The sequence below is a fragment of the Natronogracilivirga saccharolytica genome (assembly GCF_017921895.1).
In the GTDB taxonomy this organism is placed as follows: domain Bacteria; phylum Bacteroidota; class Rhodothermia; order Balneolales; family Natronogracilivirgulaceae; genus Natronogracilivirga; species Natronogracilivirga saccharolytica.
In genome coordinates this window covers 53,329-69,600 of the sequence record NZ_JAFIDN010000008.1, presented here as the reverse complement: position 1 = coordinate 69,600, position 16,272 = coordinate 53,329, and the positions used below count along the sequence as shown (strand labels likewise).

At 50.0% G+C, this 16,272-nt stretch carries 15 protein-coding genes; 10 read left to right on the top strand and 5 right to left on the bottom strand.

The genetic code is table 11. The features are described 5' to 3' along the window. Positions 1-32 precede the first annotated feature (32 nt). Positions 33-1,415 carry a cystathionine beta-synthase gene (locus NATSA_RS10630; protein ID WP_210512433.1) on the bottom strand — a complete coding sequence of 461 codons (1,383 nt, stop codon included), beginning with the start codon at positions 1,413-1,415 and terminating at the stop codon, positions 33-35. A 306-nt stretch (positions 1,416-1,721) separates the two neighbouring features. Here NATSA_RS10630 and NATSA_RS10625 point away from each other — a divergent pair, with 306 nt between their 5' ends. The 6 genes from NATSA_RS10625 (at position 1,722) to NATSA_RS10600 (ending at position 8,506) form a co-directional block, all read left to right on the top strand. Next, positions 1,722-1,997 carry a DUF4290 domain-containing protein gene (locus NATSA_RS10625; protein WP_210512431.1) on the top strand — a complete coding sequence of 92 codons (276 nt, stop codon included), beginning with the start codon at positions 1,722-1,724 and terminating at the stop codon, positions 1,995-1,997. A 226-nt stretch (positions 1,998-2,223) separates the two neighbouring features. Further along, positions 2,224-3,648, top strand: a complete 1,425-nt coding sequence (locus NATSA_RS10620) for an isochorismate synthase (RefSeq protein ID WP_210512430.1) — start codon at positions 2,224-2,226, stop codon at positions 3,646-3,648. Between the two features lie 45 nt (positions 3,649-3,693). After that, positions 3,694-5,418: a 2-succinyl-5-enolpyruvyl-6-hydroxy-3-cyclohexene-1-carboxylic-acid synthase gene (gene menD, locus NATSA_RS10615; protein WP_210512428.1), complete on the top strand. Its 1,725-nt coding sequence runs from the start codon at positions 3,694-3,696 to the stop codon at positions 5,416-5,418. Positions 5,419-5,481: 63 nt separating this feature from the next. Beyond that, on the top strand, positions 5,482-6,426 hold the full coding sequence (locus tag NATSA_RS10610) for an alpha/beta fold hydrolase (RefSeq protein ID WP_210512426.1): 945 nt from the start codon (positions 5,482-5,484) through the stop codon (positions 6,424-6,426). 49 nt (positions 6,427-6,475) lie between these two features. Further along, positions 6,476-7,303 (top strand): 1,4-dihydroxy-2-naphthoyl-CoA synthase, encoded by an 828-nt coding sequence (gene menB / locus NATSA_RS10605; RefSeq protein ID WP_210512425.1) that lies wholly within the window; start codon positions 6,476-6,478, stop codon positions 7,301-7,303. A gap of 99 nt (positions 7,304-7,402) precedes the next feature. Beyond that, a complete protein-coding gene (locus tag NATSA_RS10600; RefSeq protein WP_210512423.1) occupies positions 7,403-8,506 on the top strand; it encodes an SDR family NAD(P)-dependent oxidoreductase in 1,104 nt (367 codons plus the stop codon). Here NATSA_RS10600 and NATSA_RS15680 read toward each other — a convergent pair. Beyond that, entirely contained in the window at positions 8,430-11,696 is a 3,267-nt protein-coding gene (locus tag NATSA_RS15680) for a golvesin C-terminal-like domain-containing protein (RefSeq protein WP_210512422.1), read from the bottom strand. The two genes, NATSA_RS10600 and NATSA_RS15680, sit on opposite strands and share 77 nt — an antisense overlap. Before the next feature lie 8 nt (positions 11,697-11,704). Here NATSA_RS15680 and NATSA_RS15790 point away from each other — a divergent pair, with 8 nt between their 5' ends. Further along, a complete protein-coding gene (locus tag NATSA_RS15790; protein WP_210512627.1) occupies positions 11,705-11,776 on the top strand; it encodes a DUF2933 domain-containing protein in 72 nt (23 codons plus the stop codon). Positions 11,777-11,788: 12 nt separating this feature from the next. On the opposite strand, the gene NATSA_RS10585 is transcribed toward NATSA_RS15790, so the two are convergent. Both NATSA_RS10585 and NATSA_RS10580 read right to left on the bottom strand, forming a co-directional pair. Next, positions 11,789-12,685 (bottom strand): GNAT family N-acetyltransferase, encoded by an 897-nt coding sequence (locus NATSA_RS10585; RefSeq protein ID WP_210512420.1) that lies wholly within the window; start codon positions 12,683-12,685, stop codon positions 11,789-11,791. Positions 12,686-12,796: 111 nt separating this feature from the next. Further along, the gene (locus tag NATSA_RS10580; protein WP_246481797.1) at positions 12,797-13,342 is read right to left on the bottom strand and encodes a TlpA family protein disulfide reductase; all 546 of its coding nucleotides are present in this window, start codon (positions 13,340-13,342) and stop codon (positions 12,797-12,799) included. 111 nt (positions 13,343-13,453) lie between these two features. Between NATSA_RS10580 and NATSA_RS10575 the strand changes: the two genes are divergently transcribed. Next, on the top strand, positions 13,454-14,095 hold the full coding sequence (locus tag NATSA_RS10575; protein WP_210512418.1) for an ABC transporter ATP-binding protein: 642 nt from the start codon (positions 13,454-13,456) through the stop codon (positions 14,093-14,095). Further along, positions 14,088-14,891 carry an ABC transporter permease gene (locus tag NATSA_RS10570; protein ID WP_210512416.1) on the top strand — a complete coding sequence of 268 codons (804 nt, stop codon included), beginning with the start codon at positions 14,088-14,090 and terminating at the stop codon, positions 14,889-14,891. Before NATSA_RS10575 ends, NATSA_RS10570 begins: the two co-directional genes overlap by 8 nt. 49 nt (positions 14,892-14,940) lie before the next feature. Here the strand turns inward: NATSA_RS10570 and NATSA_RS10565 are convergent, their stop codons facing one another. Continuing rightward, the gene (locus NATSA_RS10565; protein ID WP_210512415.1) at positions 14,941-15,795 is read right to left on the bottom strand and encodes an ATP cone domain-containing protein; all 855 of its coding nucleotides are present in this window, start codon (positions 15,793-15,795) and stop codon (positions 14,941-14,943) included. Positions 15,796-15,911: 116 nt separating this feature from the next. Here NATSA_RS10565 and NATSA_RS10560 point away from each other — a divergent pair, with 116 nt between their 5' ends. Then, positions 15,912-16,271 (top strand): hypothetical protein, encoded by a 360-nt coding sequence (locus NATSA_RS10560; protein ID WP_210512413.1) that lies wholly within the window; start codon positions 15,912-15,914, stop codon positions 16,269-16,271. The last annotated feature ends 1 nt before the right edge of the window (position 16,272 follow it).

Here is a 16,272-nt window from a genome sequence, read left to right as displayed (position 1 = left end):
GAATAGTGAGAAGTAATTCTGTCAGGTGATTGTCACCCGGACTTTGACATGGCATTGATCAGATCGCTGCGCGTAATGATGGTATGCCGGCCATCGTCAAGGCGCAGGATCACTGCCGGCTGACCGTCCGACAACATCCGGGTAATCTGATCGACTTTCAAGTCGGCAGAAACAACCGGGAAAGGCTCTTCCATGACCTCGCCTACTTTTTTATTTCTAACATTTGTCTGTTGTGTGAGCAAGCCCAGAATTTGATTTTCAGTAAGACTGCCGACCAGTTTGTCCCCGGAACTCACAGGAAGCTGGGATATATTGTGATCATTCATCCGCTTGATGGCATCGTCAAGCGTCTCATCCATATCCACAGTGACCAGCCCGCGGTCCCGTGAGTCATTTACTTTGATGACCTCATCGAGTTCGGGTACCTGCCGGTCGTCAAGAAAGCCATTGGTCCGCATCCACTCGTCGTTGTATACCTTTGATATATAACGGGTACCGCTGTCCGGAAGAATTATGACCATCAGATCGTCCGGTTTGAGCGGATTCTTTTTTATATAGTTCATTGCACCCCAGACAGCTGCTCCGCATGAACCTCCGACAAACAGGCCCTCTTTCCGTGCCAGTTTGCGCGTGGTTACAAAAGCTTCCCTGTCCGGACACTGGATGATATCATCGATTAGTGAAAAATCGACGTTTTCGGGGATGATGTCCTCACCGATTCCTTCTGTCAGATAGGGTGCGATGTGGCGCTTGTCAAATTCACCGGTTTCAAAATAGGATTTGAAAATGGACCCGACTGAGTCCACACCAATTATTTTAATATCCGGATTTTGTTCCTTGAGATACTGTCCGGTTCCGGAAATGGTTCCGCCGGTACCGATGCCTGCAACAAAATGGGTAATTTTACCCTCCGTTTGTTCCCAGATTTCTGGTCCGGTCATCTCGTAATGTGATGCCTTGTTGCTTAGATTGTTGTACTGGTCAGGGTAGAAGGAATTCGGGATTTCATCATTCAACCGTTTGGCAACGGAATAATAGCTGCGCGGATCATCGGGTTCGACATTTGTCGGACATATCTGTACTTCACATCCCAGCGCCCGCAGCAAATTCACCTTTTCCATGCTTTGCTTGTCGGTGGTAGTAAAAACACATTTGTATCCCTTTACGGCTGCAGCAAGAGCCAAACCCATTCCGGTGTTTCCGGATGTTCCCTCGATAATGGTTCCACCGGGTTTCAGCTCTCCCCTTTTTTCAGCATCTTCAATCATTTTCAATGCTATGCGATCCTTAACGCTTTGTCCGGGATTAAAATACTCCACTTTGGCAAGTACGGTACCCGGCTGATCTACATGAAAGGTATTCAGTTTAACCAAAGGGGTGTTACCGATGGTATCAATAATGGAATGGTGCCACATATTTATTTTGTTTTAATACATTCAATGCCGGAATGTGATTCATCACGTGATGATGCTGCTCATTTCTTGCCAAAAAGTTGCTTCTGCTTCCTTGGTACTGCAGCGGGTGACGTTTGGGCAATAATGGCATTTCCTGTTCATTGTATTGATGTTAAAGACTCAGAAAGATACTATATTACGGGTTTTTATTGCACAGTACATAGCGGTATATTTCAAAATGCAAGGAAATCAGTTATTTAAAGACAGTCCTTGTGCCGATAACTTCCTCTGTTACTATGTTATTCTATAACACATCAGCCATTAATTATGTTTCTTCCCAAACGAAAACCTAAAGATTATGATTGCGGGCTTAATCTCGATCTGATGATTGAGGCATTGCCCCGGATTCAGGATGAACAAAAACGTGTTGAATATGCCAAACGCATAGTCGGACTCATTAAACAAAGCCATATCAGCTGGGTAGATGAAAACGGATGCAGTGAGGAAGCCTGGACTCATTTCTACCGGCTGGCCGAATACGATCCCCGTGACTACGGCATCCAAAATCCATACGAAGTCGATGGGGTTGATGACGCCTTGTAAGAACCTACTGTCTGGACTGCGCTGAGAATTCCAGCCGGCATGCAGCCCGAATTCGGCGTATTTCCGCCTGCATATTCAGTGATTCGAACTTTTTTCACCTCATATACATTTACATTGTTCATTACAAACCTGACAATACCGGCAGGCTTGTCAGGTTACAAAGAAAACAATTAATTTTAACATGTCGGATTTCACAGACAAGATTTCAAGACAACCGGTTTCATTCATGGAATCTCTGGTACTGTCCGACAGATTTTCAGATTTTTACCATGCCTTTCACCAGGATGACCAAACTGCCTATGTAACATTAGGTGTTCCTTTTGAGAACATCGACCCGCTTGCCGTTCTGGAACTCAACGGGGATTCTGACGGAACACGCTTTTACTGGGAGCGTCCGGAATATGAAATGGCGCTTGCTGCAGGAAACAAAGTAGCTGTCCTTCGCAACAGCGGATCGGGGCGATTCAGAAACATTTCCCGGCAGTCAGACAGTTTGCTGCAAACCGTCCGCTATTTTAGTGAAATCAATCACAGTATGGCGGGCGCCCATTTGGCGGGTGGCTTTTCGTTCTTTGATCAGTCTATGTCCGGATCCTGGAGTTCACTCGGCAACGCCTCATTTTTTCTGCCTGAATGGCTTCTTGTCCGGGACGGACAATTTTCTATGATCAATATCACCAGGCCATGGAATAAAAAAGACAGTCTGGAAGAAATTCAAAACTGGTTCCTTGACTGGATTAACCAGTTCGTGAGCCGTTTGAGCAACAACATCGAAAGAAGCAGAATACTAAGGTATTCCGTGACTCCGGGCGGAGATATCATGCCTGTTGAATCCGAGGCAGAACGGATCAGATGGATTCATAACGTTACCAAAGCCAGGCAGCATATCAGCGAGGGACATTACCGTAAAATTGTGATTGCCCGCGATCTTAAGCTGCGGACAAAAAACAAAGTATCAAGTACCAAGCTTGTCCATTTTCTCAGAAAAGAATATCCGTCCTGCTATACTTTCATGTACCAGCTTAACGGAGATGCCACATTTCTGGGAAGCACCCCCGAAAAACTGCTTTCACTGCACTCCCAGTATATAAAGACAGAAGCACTGGCCGGCAGTATCCCCCGGGGCAATACAGCCACCCAGGACGCCATTCTTGAAAAAAAACTGCAGGAAAGCAGCAAAAACCGTGAAGAGCATGCTTATGTGCTGGATGCCATAAAGGACAAACTGAGCATGCTTAGTGATTCCCTTGAGTATGCACCCGAGCCGGTAATAAAAAAGTATGCCAATGTACAACATCTTTGCACACCTGTTGCCGCGTCGTTGCGGAACAACATGAATCCGGTTGACATCATTGAACAACTCCATCCGACACCTGCAGTCGGAGGATACCCGGAGCTTGATGCCATGCAGAAGATACAGGAACTTGAACAGATTGAGCGGGGATGGTATGCCGGACCTGTTGGCTGGTTCAACTCAAACCGGAGGGCTGAATTTTCCGTAGCTATCAGAAGCGGATTGATCCGCCGGAATCACGTCCAGTTCTTTTCTGGTTGCGGCATTGTGGAAGACTCCAATCCGGAAGCCGAGTGGGAAGAGACCCGTATCAAATTCATACCCATGCAAAAGGCACTTGAATATGCTTTGGAGTAAATTAACTGCAGTGCAAAGATTTATGGTATAATTCCGGACGAGATAATGACCGAGAAAATAAACAGAAGCCAGGCCGCTATTTCTTTTCAATGGTGTTTCCATCTGGCCGATGCTTTATCTCAATACGGGGTGCGCGAAGCTTTTATCAGTCCGGGGTCCCGTTCCACGCCGCTAATGACAGCACTTGTACATCATCCCGAAATACGATGCCATTCTGTTCTGGATGAGCGGGCCGCTTCATTCATGGCTCTTGGAGCAGGAAAAGCATCCGGCTCACCTGCTCTTTTCATATGCACCTCCGGAACAGCACTTGCCAATGCCTTTCCTGCCGTCGTGGAAGCCCGCAAGTCAGGTTCACCGCTGATTGTGCTTTCTGCCGACCGGCCTCCCGCACTCCGCGATATCGGATCATCTCAAACCATCGACCAGATTAAAATTTTCGGGGATTATCCGGTTTTTTTCTTTGATACCGGAGAACCTGTTATGACGCAAACCGGAGAGTCCTTCACTGCGTCACAGGATGCCCGCCGCCTGGCTCATCTCGCTGCACAGTCAGTTTATTTTGCAATGCATAAACAGGGACCGGTTCACATCAACCTGCCCTTCCGCAAGCCGCTTGAGCCATCGGGAAAAGAAATTTCGGATTGTCTTGACGCATACGGATTCGGCAGTGGCAGCGAACCGGACGTACGGGATCATGCTGCCAAATTAATCGTGCCCCCCGGTCAAAAAAACAATCCGGTTCCCGGAGAAATCACAGACCTTCTGAAGCAAGCGCAGCGTCCGCTTGCCATTGCCGGACCGGGATCCGAACATGAAGATGCATTCTGGCAATGGTGTCAGGCAAGAGCCATTCCGATACTCTGTGAAACCGGCGGGGTTTCCGGGATCACCCATCACCCGGAGATACTGAAAGATGCGAAAAACCCTGATCCCGACCTGGTTTTCCGAACCGGCAGCGGCCCGGTACACACTGCGACCATACATGCCCTGCAAAAATGGCAGTGTCATCAAATTATCTTCAGCGACTACGAGAACCTGGATGATGCCACGCTTTCATCCACCCATATTGTGAATGGACCGGCCTCCTCTTACGACTGGAACTGCGAATCCACTACCGGTAATAACGACAATAAGTACCAGTCATGGCATGAGTTTTGGCAAACAACTGCTGAGCAAACATCCGCTAATAAAAAAATCAACGGTTTCGGTGATCCGGATGTGTACAGAACGCTTTTGCCTGTAGTTGACAACAATGGTGCCTGCCGTATTGTTCTTTCCAACTCCATGCCAATCCGGGACTATCTGCTGTACGGACCGGCTGAGCAGGTCACAAAAATACCGGTTATTTATAATCGTGGCGGCAGCGGCATCGATGGCGTGACTTCAACAGCAATTGGAGCAGCTTTGACGGATGGAATTCCCACCGTATTGTTTACCGGAGATCTGGCTTTTTTGCATGATGTATCAGGACTAAATAATCTGACTTTCCGGGAGTTGTCCCTGAAAATCGTGGTTGTAAACAACCGCGGCGGTAATATTTTCCGCATGCTTCCCTTTGAAAAGCGGGATGATGTCTTTACCGACTTTGTCGAAACACCGCAGCAGGTCTCCATTCCGGATATTGCACGTGCGCATGGCCTGCCCTGTGAAGTTGCGGAGACCGAAGATCAGATCCGGAACGCGTGGAAAAAGCTGAGTGTCCATCCGTCAGGAATCCTGGAATGCCGGACCGACCCCGTCATTTCTATGAAAAAACGCGGGTTTTAGCGAATGGGCCATGATCCGGCCTTCAAAATTTCAAAATGATGTGTCTGTCGAGGAAATGAATCGATGGTGACCGAATTCACCCATACGGAAAAGCATTACGAAGCCGAACTTCGGTTTGATATCCGAAAATATGTCGATAACCCCCGCCTGCCTGACCTTTTGTTTCTGCATGGATTCATGGGTTCTGGAATGCAGTTCAGGCATCTTTTCACGGGCATATCTGATATCGTAAATCCCGCAACTGCAGACATTTCCATCCCCGGTCCGACTCACAGTCCGGCCGGTTCTCTTGCCGAACCACTGAGCCGCGGCATTCATCAGATCGTGTCCGGATACCTGAATGGCGGCGATCATTTCGATCATCCTTTTGTTGCAGGTTACAGCATGGGCGGTCGGCTGGCTCTCAGCTGGGCAACTCGGTTTCCGGGACATCTTTCGGGACTGATTCTTGAAAGCACCACTGCTGGTATTTTTGATGAGCGTAAACGCGAGCAGCGGAGAATACGGGATGCTGAAAATGCTGACCGGATCCGTGCCGATTTTCCCGCGTTTCTGAATGAATGGGAAAAAAATCCGCTGTTTCAGATAGACGATGGCGGAAGTGCGGCATCCGTGCCGCGTTATATCCGGCAAAAAAAGGACAATTCCGGCACACAAGTAACCTCCGGAGCACGTAACCGCCTGGAAACCATTCAGCGAAGCCAACACCCCGAAACCGCCGCTGCCTGGCTTGAAGGATTCGGTGCCGGCGTTATGCCGCCTGTATGGGATCAACTCGACCGGATCAGATGCCCGGTTATTATGATAACCGGCCGGATGGATTCGAAATTTTGTGACATCGCCGGACGGATGACAAAAAAGCTGCCGGATGCTCACCACACCATTGTACCGGATGCCGCTCACCGGGTTCATATCGATTCACCCGATCATTATATTTCAACACTTCGGGATTTTTTAAACACCTGCGGGACGAATAACAAGATTGACTTTTCTGTCCGGCCGGAGTAATCCCGAATACAGCATAACTTTCAAAAACTACCAAACAAATCTGCCTTTTATGAACTGGAACACTGTCAAAAATTTTGAGGACATTACCTACAAAAAATCAGACGGTATCGCCCGGATTGCATTCAACCGTCCGGAAGTCCGCAATGCATTCCGCCCCAAAACCATTTTTGAAATGTACGAAGCTTTCACCGATGCACGTGAGGACAATGAAATCGGGGTGGTACTGCTGACGGGAGAAGGACCTGCTGCCGACGGAAAATATGCATTCAGTTCCGGTGGTGATCAGAAAATCCGGGGAGATGCCGGTTATGTCGGTGACGATGGCATTCCGAGACTGAATGTGCTGGATCTGCAAAAGCTGATACGTTCGATGCCCAAACCGGTCATTGCACTTGTAGCGGGGTACGCTATCGGAGGCGGACATGTGCTGCATGTGATCTGCGACCTTACCATTGCAGCGGACAATGCCGTTTTCGGTCAGACCGGCCCCAAGGTCGGCAGCTTTGACGGCGGATTTGGTTCAAGCTATCTTGCCAGTATAGTAGGCCAGAAAAAAGCGCGTGAAATCTGGTATTTATGCCGTCAATACAATGCCGAAGAAGCCGAAAAGATGGGGCTGGTTAACAAGGTCGTACCCGTTGATCAGCTTGAAGCAGAGGGAGTTCAATGGGCAAAGGAAATACTGGAGAAAAGTCCGATCGCGATTCGCTGCCTGAAATCTGCCTTCAATGCGGATATTGACGGGCAGGCCGGTATCCAGGAGCTGGCCGGAAATGCCACACTGCTCTACTACATGAGCGAAGAGGGCCAGGAGGGCAAAAATGCGTATAACGAAAAGCGAAAGCCGGACTTCCGTAAATATCCCTGGCTGCCGTGACCTGTTTTCTGCTGAAACATTATCAGACCTATTTTTTGTTGTGTGAGTAAGAACTGTAAGAGGCTCATCCCCGGAACCTAAACCAAACCATCTCCAGTCATGCCTAAAAAAGGAATCAGCCGGAAAAATTTCATTGAAAACAGCGCCCTTGGAATGGCCGGACTTGCACTCGGCGGCTCAGCTGCCAGCGGTTCAGCCGGAACAGCATCTGCTTCCAGAACCAGTCCCGGAGAATCGGACTACTCACACTTCCGGGATGCTGTGGTACTGATAACGGGAGCGACATCCGGAATTGGCGAGGCTACAGCGCGTTTGTTTGCCGGAGCCGGTGCCAAAGTGTTTTTCTGCGGACGCCGCCGTGAACTTGGCAAGCAGGTTGAAGAATCTATCAGAAATGACGGTGGAGAAGTAACATATTACTATGCCGATGTACGTGAAGAGTCCAAGGTCAGGGATTTTGTTGATGCCTGCAAGGATACCTACGGACGTATTGACATTGCGTTTAACAATGCCGGAATAGAAGGGCCAAATGGGGGTTTTGACGAAATCAGCATGGATGGTGAGATGGGCTACCATGATCTGATAAAGACGAATGTCGACGGGGTTATCTATTCCATGAGATATCAGCTTCCGGTCATGAGAGAACAGCAAAGCGGCATTATCATTAATGTCGGCTCGATGCTTTCCCACCGCGGCTCCGATACCTGGGGAGCCTATGCTGCCAGCAAGCACGCTGTCATCGGTATGACACGCTCTGCGGCTATTCCCAACGCACAGCACGGAATCCGCGTCATGAGCCTGTCGCCCGGCGGAACCCGGACCGATCTTTTGAAACGCTTCATGGGCGGAAGCCTCGACGGAGCCGGCGCAAACAGCCCGATGGGCCGCATAGCCGAACCGGAGGAGATTGGCTACATCGTTATGGGCATGTGTGATCCCAATATGAAATTCCTCAACGGTGACGATGTAAAGGGCGACGAGCATCCTCGGAATGGCAAAAAGCTTGACCGGCAAACTGACGGCACAGTAGCGGCTCTCTGCCGGGACAGTACGGCACGCTTTGAATGTCACATCGCAGACCGGATCAGCATCCCGCCTGCTGAGTCACACCTGCTTCTGCTGATTGCTAATCCGCAGCCTCCAGAACTCCCAGATACTTCATTACACCTTCGAGGACAAGCCGGCGTTCATCCCGCTCTTTGATGGTCTCAAAGGGGAAGCCGAATGTCACCACTGCGTGCGTGCCCGTTCTTTTACCAACCCCGGCACTGAACTGATTCTCTTCAAAGCGTATCAGTGTTTCCGGTCCTAACGGATACAGATTTCCGGTAGAAAGCCGCTTCTTGTTTTTGATGGTTTCTTCACTTGCTGTGCCGGAAGTATCGGCCGTTTTCATGATCAGGGCATCATTCTGCGCCCCGCCGTCATCCACGGATGAAACACCGGGTTCCACCGGATCTCCGTACGGCTCAATGGCATCCGGAGCATCTGTAATGTAGATATCCCGGTGGTACTCCGTATTGAAGGAAAAGCGGGTATTTACCGGCAGCAACGAATCTGAAACGACCCTGACATCCCCGGTCCTGGCAGCATGATTTGTTTCGCTGGAATAGCCCAGAGTGTCCTGAATGAAATCCAATACCCCGGGATCGTCACCGGCCCGATCTGCTGCATCAGACCCTACATGTGCTCCGCTTATGAACAATCTTCCCCCGAGCTTGAGATATCTTGCAATCTCTTCCCGTGTCCGTTCAGGGAAAACGGGGAAAGCGGGTTCACGGTCAAGCAGCTCCTGTTTGGGCCAGGGCGTTGATTTTTGCATTCCAAAAATCAAAATTACGGCGTCATAATCTGACATATCAACCTGCCGGTCACGTATTGAGGCCATGCTTGCCGATGAAAACGAAAGTCCAAGCTGCTGCAATGATTCACCGTAAACAGCAGGAAAGGCAAAACTGTTGCCGGGAATAACCCGGGTTTCATAGTCAGCGTAACTGGCTCCGTGGCCGGGCGCATCGTTTGTCAGCCATTCTGAATCCGGGTCAAAATCAAACTGATCACCGGTAAAACTGATATCATACCGGTCCGGAACACCGCGGTCCGAAAAATTGGCAAATCCCTTGAAACCGGGTTCATCCACAATGGCAGGACCGGACACCCTTTCAAATCCATTTACGATAAGCACCGAGGGGCCCGGGTTGTCCTGCAGAGAAACCGCCAGTTTTTCGGATGGAAAGCTTTTTCCTCCATCATTGGCCGCCACCACCTTGAACTGATACATCTCGCCGGGAGTCAGACCGTCAACTGTAATCTGAGTCTGTTCAGTGATCCGTCCGTTGTCAAAGGGCTTGTCCCCTTTCTTCTTGTAGACGATGTAGCGGTCCGGATCTGCCGTAGGCTCGAGGGTATCAGAAACTGCATTCCAGCGCAGCCTGACACTATCATCACCGGTTGCCGTGATGCGGAAATTGCTGACGGGAAGCGGCTGCACGATATAATCTACCTGATAGCGATCTGAAATAAACCGCAGCATGGATTTATACAGCGTTCTGCTGACATCAAAGCGGAACCTCGGATCCAGCGCATACTGCATATCCAGGAAATTCTGATGGGACAGCAGCTCGAGCAGCACGGCCGGGACGTTCGGGCGAAATGCTTCACTGTACTTCCGGTTGAACAGGTGCCTCCGGTTCCATGCCGGATCCCAGGTGCTGCGGATGTCCTCAACAATTTCCGTCTGCATGATATCTGCAAAATCCCGGTTGGTCAGCCTGGAAACCTCATCGGGGAACCTGCGCAGTGAGTCGCCGTCTTCAATGCTGTAGATCATAAGCGTGCCTACAACCGTATCGTTGCGGGTGATTCCGGCGTCGGTGTGGAACGAAAGCGAGGCATCAATGGGGATGCCGAGTCCGGGGGTGTCACGGTCTTTGTTGGGTCCGTATGGTGCACCTCGCAAGTAATTCACCCACTCCCCGCGGCCCTGAAAATCGTCAACAACATCGGAGCGTCCGTCACTGAGCGCATAAACCAGGGAGTCGGGCATGCCGGAGTATTGCAAATGGTAACGAGCCGCCTCGAGATAGCGGGGCCGGCCTCCTGTCTGTCCTTCTCTTTCGATGTTGCCCATTCCGCCACCGAAACGGACGGCGTCGGCGGTAATCAGCGATGATTCCTGGCTGTAGGAGACCAGATCTACCCTTCCCTGCTCCGGATTCACGCCTTCATCAAACTCAAAATGGCCAAGATAGACCCAGGTCCCGCCGCCGATGGTCTGATTGACAGAAAAATCGGTCCGGCCACCGCGGTGATATACCGAATAGAATGCATCCTCCGCCGACTCTTCAAGCGAGGCATAAGAGATATAAACGGCATATTTCCCGTCTTCCGGAATATCAGGTATCCATTGAATGGCCGATGCACCATCTTCATCTGATTCGATGTAGCGATAGGATCCCATCCGGAACGGATTTTCTCCATCCTTATAGGGAGGACTGCCAATTGCAAAGCCTGGCTCGTCGGTTTGCCATGTCTGAGGATCAGCATCCTCCCACTCCTCACCTGCGGTATCATGGCCATCGCGGCTGACCGGTGTACTGCCTGTGAAACTGCGAAATGCGACGCGGCTTTCGAACGATGAGCTGTCAAAATCGACCACCACTTTGTTTTTCTGGATGTCGCGCTCCCGGGGCACCCAGACATGGGCACCGGCGTTTTCCAGCATCGGGATCAGATACGGGATGGTGAATGCCATCGGCAGCAGGTCCTCCGAAGTATGAAACAATCTGGGGCGCTGCCATTCCCATCGCTGCTTCTGCTTTTCATAATACCATCCGTGGCTGTGCCATAAAGCAATCTGCCGGCCCTCGAGGCCGTGGCCGGGCTCAACGTTCCGGTCATGCCGCCGCACAATGGGCAGCGGCCGCAGTTCATCGGCATAAGGCATGCGCTCGCGGTCATAAGCTTCCGGCGATCGCCGGTACATATTGGGAACCAGATTCGAAATGGGTTCTTCAAGGGAATAAAGGGTTACCTTGTAATTCCGGAATCTGCGGTGCATGTTTTCATCCAGCAGGCTGTAAATCTGATCATTGATATCCGGCCGCAGCGGAGAGTATGAAAACCGCTCATTCATATGGATATCGATGGTCATGGCTTCATCGTCCAGCAGGATGGTGTCCACTTCAACGGCGGTGGTCAGTTCAACCGGTTCGCCGGTTTCATACATTTCATCGATGGTTTTATTGACGGCATCGCGGATGCGTTCTATGCGCGGATCTTCGGGTTCAGGTTCGGGTGTCACAGCGGGATCCGGAGTGCGGCATGACTGGATGATAATGAGAAGCGCTGCAACAGCAATGAGTCGTACACGGTATTTGGCAGAGGTGTTCACGATAATCGTTGTTAATAATAATTGAATGTCCCGTAATGTATCTCTTCATGCAGCACGGTGCCGGTTACTGCCATGAATAAAGCAGTAACAACTTACAATTTTTTCTCGAATCGCCAGAATACACGATCCACTTTGGCACCGGCATGATAAGCGTAAAATGGTATGGGGCCCACCCATGGAATAATCGCCTGTTTGTTGCCCTCATCTCTGAGGTCTTTCAGGCACCGTTTGAGCAGCACCGCACCTATACCTTTGCCCCGTAATTCTTTCGAAGTGCCCATAGGGCCAAACCAGCCTGTTCCGACATTATTCCCGTTGTAGGCGGAAAAAGCCCGGATTTTACCGTTCAGCCGGGCGATATGTACGGCAACCGGGTCGGACTGATATGCTATGGCTACCTCATGGCGCCAGAGCTCAAACTCCTTCTCGATAAACCTGAGCAGTTCAACACGGTCATCTTCATCAGCCCGGCTGACAATAATCCCCTGCTCTGCAAGAAGCTGCTCCTTTTCAGAGGTCTGCCAGTCACGGGCATGCAGATCGGCCGTCAGGTTAGTCGTATCATCGAAGCGCTCAAACCCCATCCGCCAGGCAAAACACAAAGCTTCGGTGTACCGGGGATCGATGCCGGGCTGAAAATAGTTCAGCGGCGCATCAAAAATCCTGATTTTGCCGGCATTCTTTGAAATAAAATGGCTTTCCAGCTGCTCATACATTTCTTTTCCCACACCGCTCTTCCTTTTGCCGGAGTCAACGGCCATAAGCTTGAGGTAGCCGATGAGTTCGCCGCGTACATCCCGCAGCACACCCTGCATGAATCCGGAAAGACTTTCGTTTTCTTCGGCAACAAGAGTCGTGTCATAAGAAAAGTCGGGATCGCCGTAAATTTTTTCCCTCAGAAGTCCTTCATCAATAGTGTCGTGTATCAGTGCCTCTTGTAAAAGTTGAAGTACGGCGTCAAAATCATTGTCAGTAAATGCTCTTATCATAGTTGTCCGCTGAAATAAATATTTTTTATGGACACGTAAAATAGGGCGATTTTCGGATATTCTCATACCTGATTATCTCAAAAATTTGCATTCTGACCTTGCCGGGCCGGGCTAATTTTCAAGGAGTTCCTTAACCGCATTCTCCATTTGATCATACTCCAGATATCCTGCGGCATAAAAGCGGACATTTCTTTGCCTGTCAAGAATATATGTAGTCGGAATTGCACTCAGCGGTCCGTAGGCGTCCTGTACAGATCCGTCATCAAGCGGTACGGGATAGTTAATCTCAAAGGAAGCTGCAAAATCGGAGACCGCGGCGGCTGCACCGTTTTCATCTATGGCCACGCCGACAATCTGCACGCCATCATCCTCAAATGCCTCCTGAAGACGGATCAATGCGGGAACCTCATCACGACATGGCGGGCACCACGTAGCCCAGATATTCAAAAGCACGATTTTTCCGTCAAAGTCACTCAGCTTTACAACTTTTCCCTCCGGATCCTTGAGCTCGAAATCGGGAGCTTTGTGCTCTCTGGTTGCGGGAAAAACTTCGGCCGGCCGCCAGCTCAGTGTATCTCCGGCAGCAGGATTCGCCAATGCATCCGTCATGCCGGCAATGATCAGCAAAACCGTCCAGATCAGACTTTTTTTAATCATATTACACCGTATTTTTGGGCAGTCAATACATCTTATTTCATGGCCATCAGCCTGCTCATTATCTTAAATAACACATACGCACAGGAAAACATTTACCGCCTTCTGACCTTCATGCTTGCAGCAAAAAATATCCGCAGACTGATCGATGGTGTGCCGATCTGGTCGGGACTATCATTTAAATTGAAACCCGGAGATCGTCTGGCCTTGCGCGGACCGTCCGGATCCGGAAAAACACTGCTGATGCGCTCCCTGGTTGGTCTTGACGAGATTGATGGCGGTGAAATTTTGTATGACGGCCGCAGCCTGGATGACTGGCACCTTCCCGATTACAGACGCCGGGTAAGATATATACCCCAGGACGCCTCATTCATCACAGGTACCGTAAAGGACAGCATCTCGCTTTTTTTTCGGTTCAAAGCCAACCGCGATCTGCAGCTTGATGAATACCTGCTGGATTCACTGACAGCTCAGCTGCAGCTGCCTGCGAATTTTCTGGAAAAAACGGCTGACCGGCTCTCTGGCGGTGAAAAACAGATTGTTGCCTTGATCCGCTCTCTTATGCTGCAGCCCGAAGTGCTTCTGCTGGATGAGCCCACATCCAACCTGGATGAATCCATGGTTTCAAACGCTGAACAGCTCATTGAGCATTGGATCAGGCAGGACAGCAGCAGGAGTTTAATATGGACGAGTCATGATACCCGGCAGCTTGATTGCATGACGAACCAAAACCTTCACATCAGCAATTATGGATAATACATCCTATATCTTCATCAGCAATGTGCAGCTGGGCCTGGCCGCACTGCTGCTCATAGTGAACATCGCATTGTCAGTGGCACTGCGCCTGGGCCTGGGCAGGGATTTGATTGTATCTGCCATCCGGATGACCGTACAGCTGGTTTTGGTTGGATTCATTCTGGAGTGGATTTTTCAGACACGGGAGCCGTTGCTGATTATTTTAATGGCGCTGATCATGGCCGGACTTGCCGGTATTGCGGCGGTGCACCGGACCAGCCGGCGTTTTCCGGGAATTTACTGGAACAGCCTTGTCACCATTGGAACCAGCGGTTTTCTTGTGACGGGAGCAGCCATAACAGGCATTTTGAATGTTACCCCCTGGTACGACCCACAGTATATGATTCCGTTGCTCGGAATGGTGCTTGGCAATGCGCTCACTGGTATTTCGCTGGGACTTGACCGGATGATGGAGGAATGCCTTAAAAACCGAAACTGGATTGAAACCATGCTTTCCCACGGGGCAAGCCGATGGGAGGCCGCCCACGAGCAAATACGTGAGGCACTCCGTACGGGAATGATACCGACCGTCAATGCGATGATGATAATGGGGATTGTCAGTCTGCCCGGCATGATGACCGGACAAATTCTGGCCGGAGCCGATCCCATGGATGCCGTGCGCTATCAGATTGTAATTATGTTCATGGTAGCTGCCTGTACGGCTCTGGCTACCCTTGGTGTCGTACTGCTTGCCTACCGGGTGCTGTTTTCAGCAGACCACAGACTGATGGATAACCGTATCTCAGAAAAGAAGTAGCGTTCTGAAAAAACAGCCCTCAGGTAACCATCAGAATTGCCCCGGTATTTCACTCCGGCGGGACATCAAGCTCATTGACCAGTTCGTCGCATTCGCTGATAACTTTTTTGATGCGCGTGTCAGATAACCCGAGCTCCCTGAGCAGATACTCATTTTCGCGGACTCTCCGGCATAACACAACACCCTTTTCGAGCAGGAACGCTTTCTCCTTTTGCTGCAGCGAACTCAGGCAGGTAAGCGGATGAAGTCCTGCCAGGCCTATCCGCTTTTTCAGGCTGCTTTTTTTCGGGTAATCCCATCCAAGCATCACCAGGCCTGCACAGGTGCCGTAACTGATGGCGTCATCCGTAAAACGGGTATTGGTGACAATCCATCCTTCATGATCAGAATACGAGCCGTTGAAACTGCCGTTCATGACATCCCGGAACCGGGAGTCGATGTAGAGCGGGACTTTGACATCACATTTCACCCCCGGTCTGTTGTGGAACTTACACTCTGCCATGATGAGTTTTCCGTTTTTTTGCGCAACAACATCGACTTCATGCGTAACGCATTTTCCCTTGATGACCTTTCCCACACTGGTCTGAAATCCCTGCTGTTCCAGAATGGCAGCGACGAACTGCTCGAATGGATATCCGGACGGCCCCAGCTCCATTATCGCCTTTTTCAGCTTGTACCGGGCCGCATTGGCATACGATTTTTTCCTTAAAAGGTCATAGGCCTTGCGATAGATCTTGCCGGTTCCGATGCCGTGGTACAACTGATCTCTGACATCATCCACGACTGCCGAAATCTGCGGCTCGGCTGCACCTGCACGTTCCAGTGATTGCCGGAGTTTCTTTTCAGAAAAAGGAACAAGCTCCCCTGATGCCTTTGTTATTCGTATTTCAGGTGATGAATTCATGGTTTTACATGTTTTTTATGATCAAATCGTGTGTATCTTTGTATGATTCATTTTCTGTCAAGTTATCACCTGTTAATGTAACGGCCAACGGCATTTAGAAAATCACCAAGGAATTTATGGCAAAAGAGACCAGGACCTCCCTGACCATCACGGTATTTATTCTGTTGTTTATTCTCAACATACTTTTGCAGATGCTGCTTTCCAATGAACCTTTGGGAAGATTGCTTGTAGAAGTTTTCACCACTCCCCTTGGTCTGTTCAACCTCATCGCCGCAATGGCGCTCTGGTTTTTTGAATACTTTTTCACGCCATTGGCATTCTATATGCTGGGCATTGTCATTGCCCTGGAGTTTCTGGTACTCCCGCTTATGGTTCGATATAAATATATCACATTCAAACCGAACATCTTTGTTTCAGTCATATCAGCCTTTTATATCTGGCTGGCTTTCCGGATCATGACTGTCATTTTCGGTTGAT

Bases quoted from the DNA above. Each gene is read 5' to 3' on its own strand.
- NATSA_RS10630 (WP_210512433.1), bottom strand. From the start codon at position 1,415: ATGTGGCACCATTCCATTATTGATACCATCGGTAACACCCCTTTGGTT.
- NATSA_RS10625 (WP_210512431.1), top strand. From the start codon at position 1,722: ATGTTTCTTCCCAAACGAAAACCTAAAGATTATGATTGCGGGCTTAAT.
- NATSA_RS10620 (WP_210512430.1), top strand. From the start codon at position 2,224: ATGGAATCTCTGGTACTGTCCGACAGATTTTCAGATTTTTACCATGCC.
- menD (WP_210512428.1), top strand. From the start codon at position 3,694: ATGACCGAGAAAATAAACAGAAGCCAGGCCGCTATTTCTTTTCAATGG.
- NATSA_RS10610 (WP_210512426.1), top strand. From the start codon at position 5,482: ATGGTGACCGAATTCACCCATACGGAAAAGCATTACGAAGCCGAACTT.
- menB (WP_210512425.1), top strand. From the start codon at position 6,476: ATGAACTGGAACACTGTCAAAAATTTTGAGGACATTACCTACAAAAAA.
- NATSA_RS10600 (WP_210512423.1), top strand. From the start codon at position 7,403: ATGCCTAAAAAAGGAATCAGCCGGAAAAATTTCATTGAAAACAGCGCC.
- NATSA_RS10585 (WP_210512420.1), bottom strand. From the start codon at position 12,685: ATGATAAGAGCATTTACTGACAATGATTTTGACGCCGTACTTCAACTT.
- NATSA_RS10580 (WP_246481797.1), bottom strand. From the start codon at position 13,342: ATGATTAAAAAAAGTCTGATCTGGACGGTTTTGCTGATCATTGCCGGC.
- NATSA_RS10575 (WP_210512418.1), top strand. From the start codon at position 13,454: ATGCTTGCAGCAAAAAATATCCGCAGACTGATCGATGGTGTGCCGATC.
- NATSA_RS10570 (WP_210512416.1), top strand. From the start codon at position 14,088: ATGGATAATACATCCTATATCTTCATCAGCAATGTGCAGCTGGGCCTG.
- NATSA_RS10565 (WP_210512415.1), bottom strand. From the start codon at position 15,795: ATGAATTCATCACCTGAAATACGAATAACAAAGGCATCAGGGGAGCTT.
- NATSA_RS10560 (WP_210512413.1), top strand. From the start codon at position 15,912: ATGGCAAAAGAGACCAGGACCTCCCTGACCATCACGGTATTTATTCTG.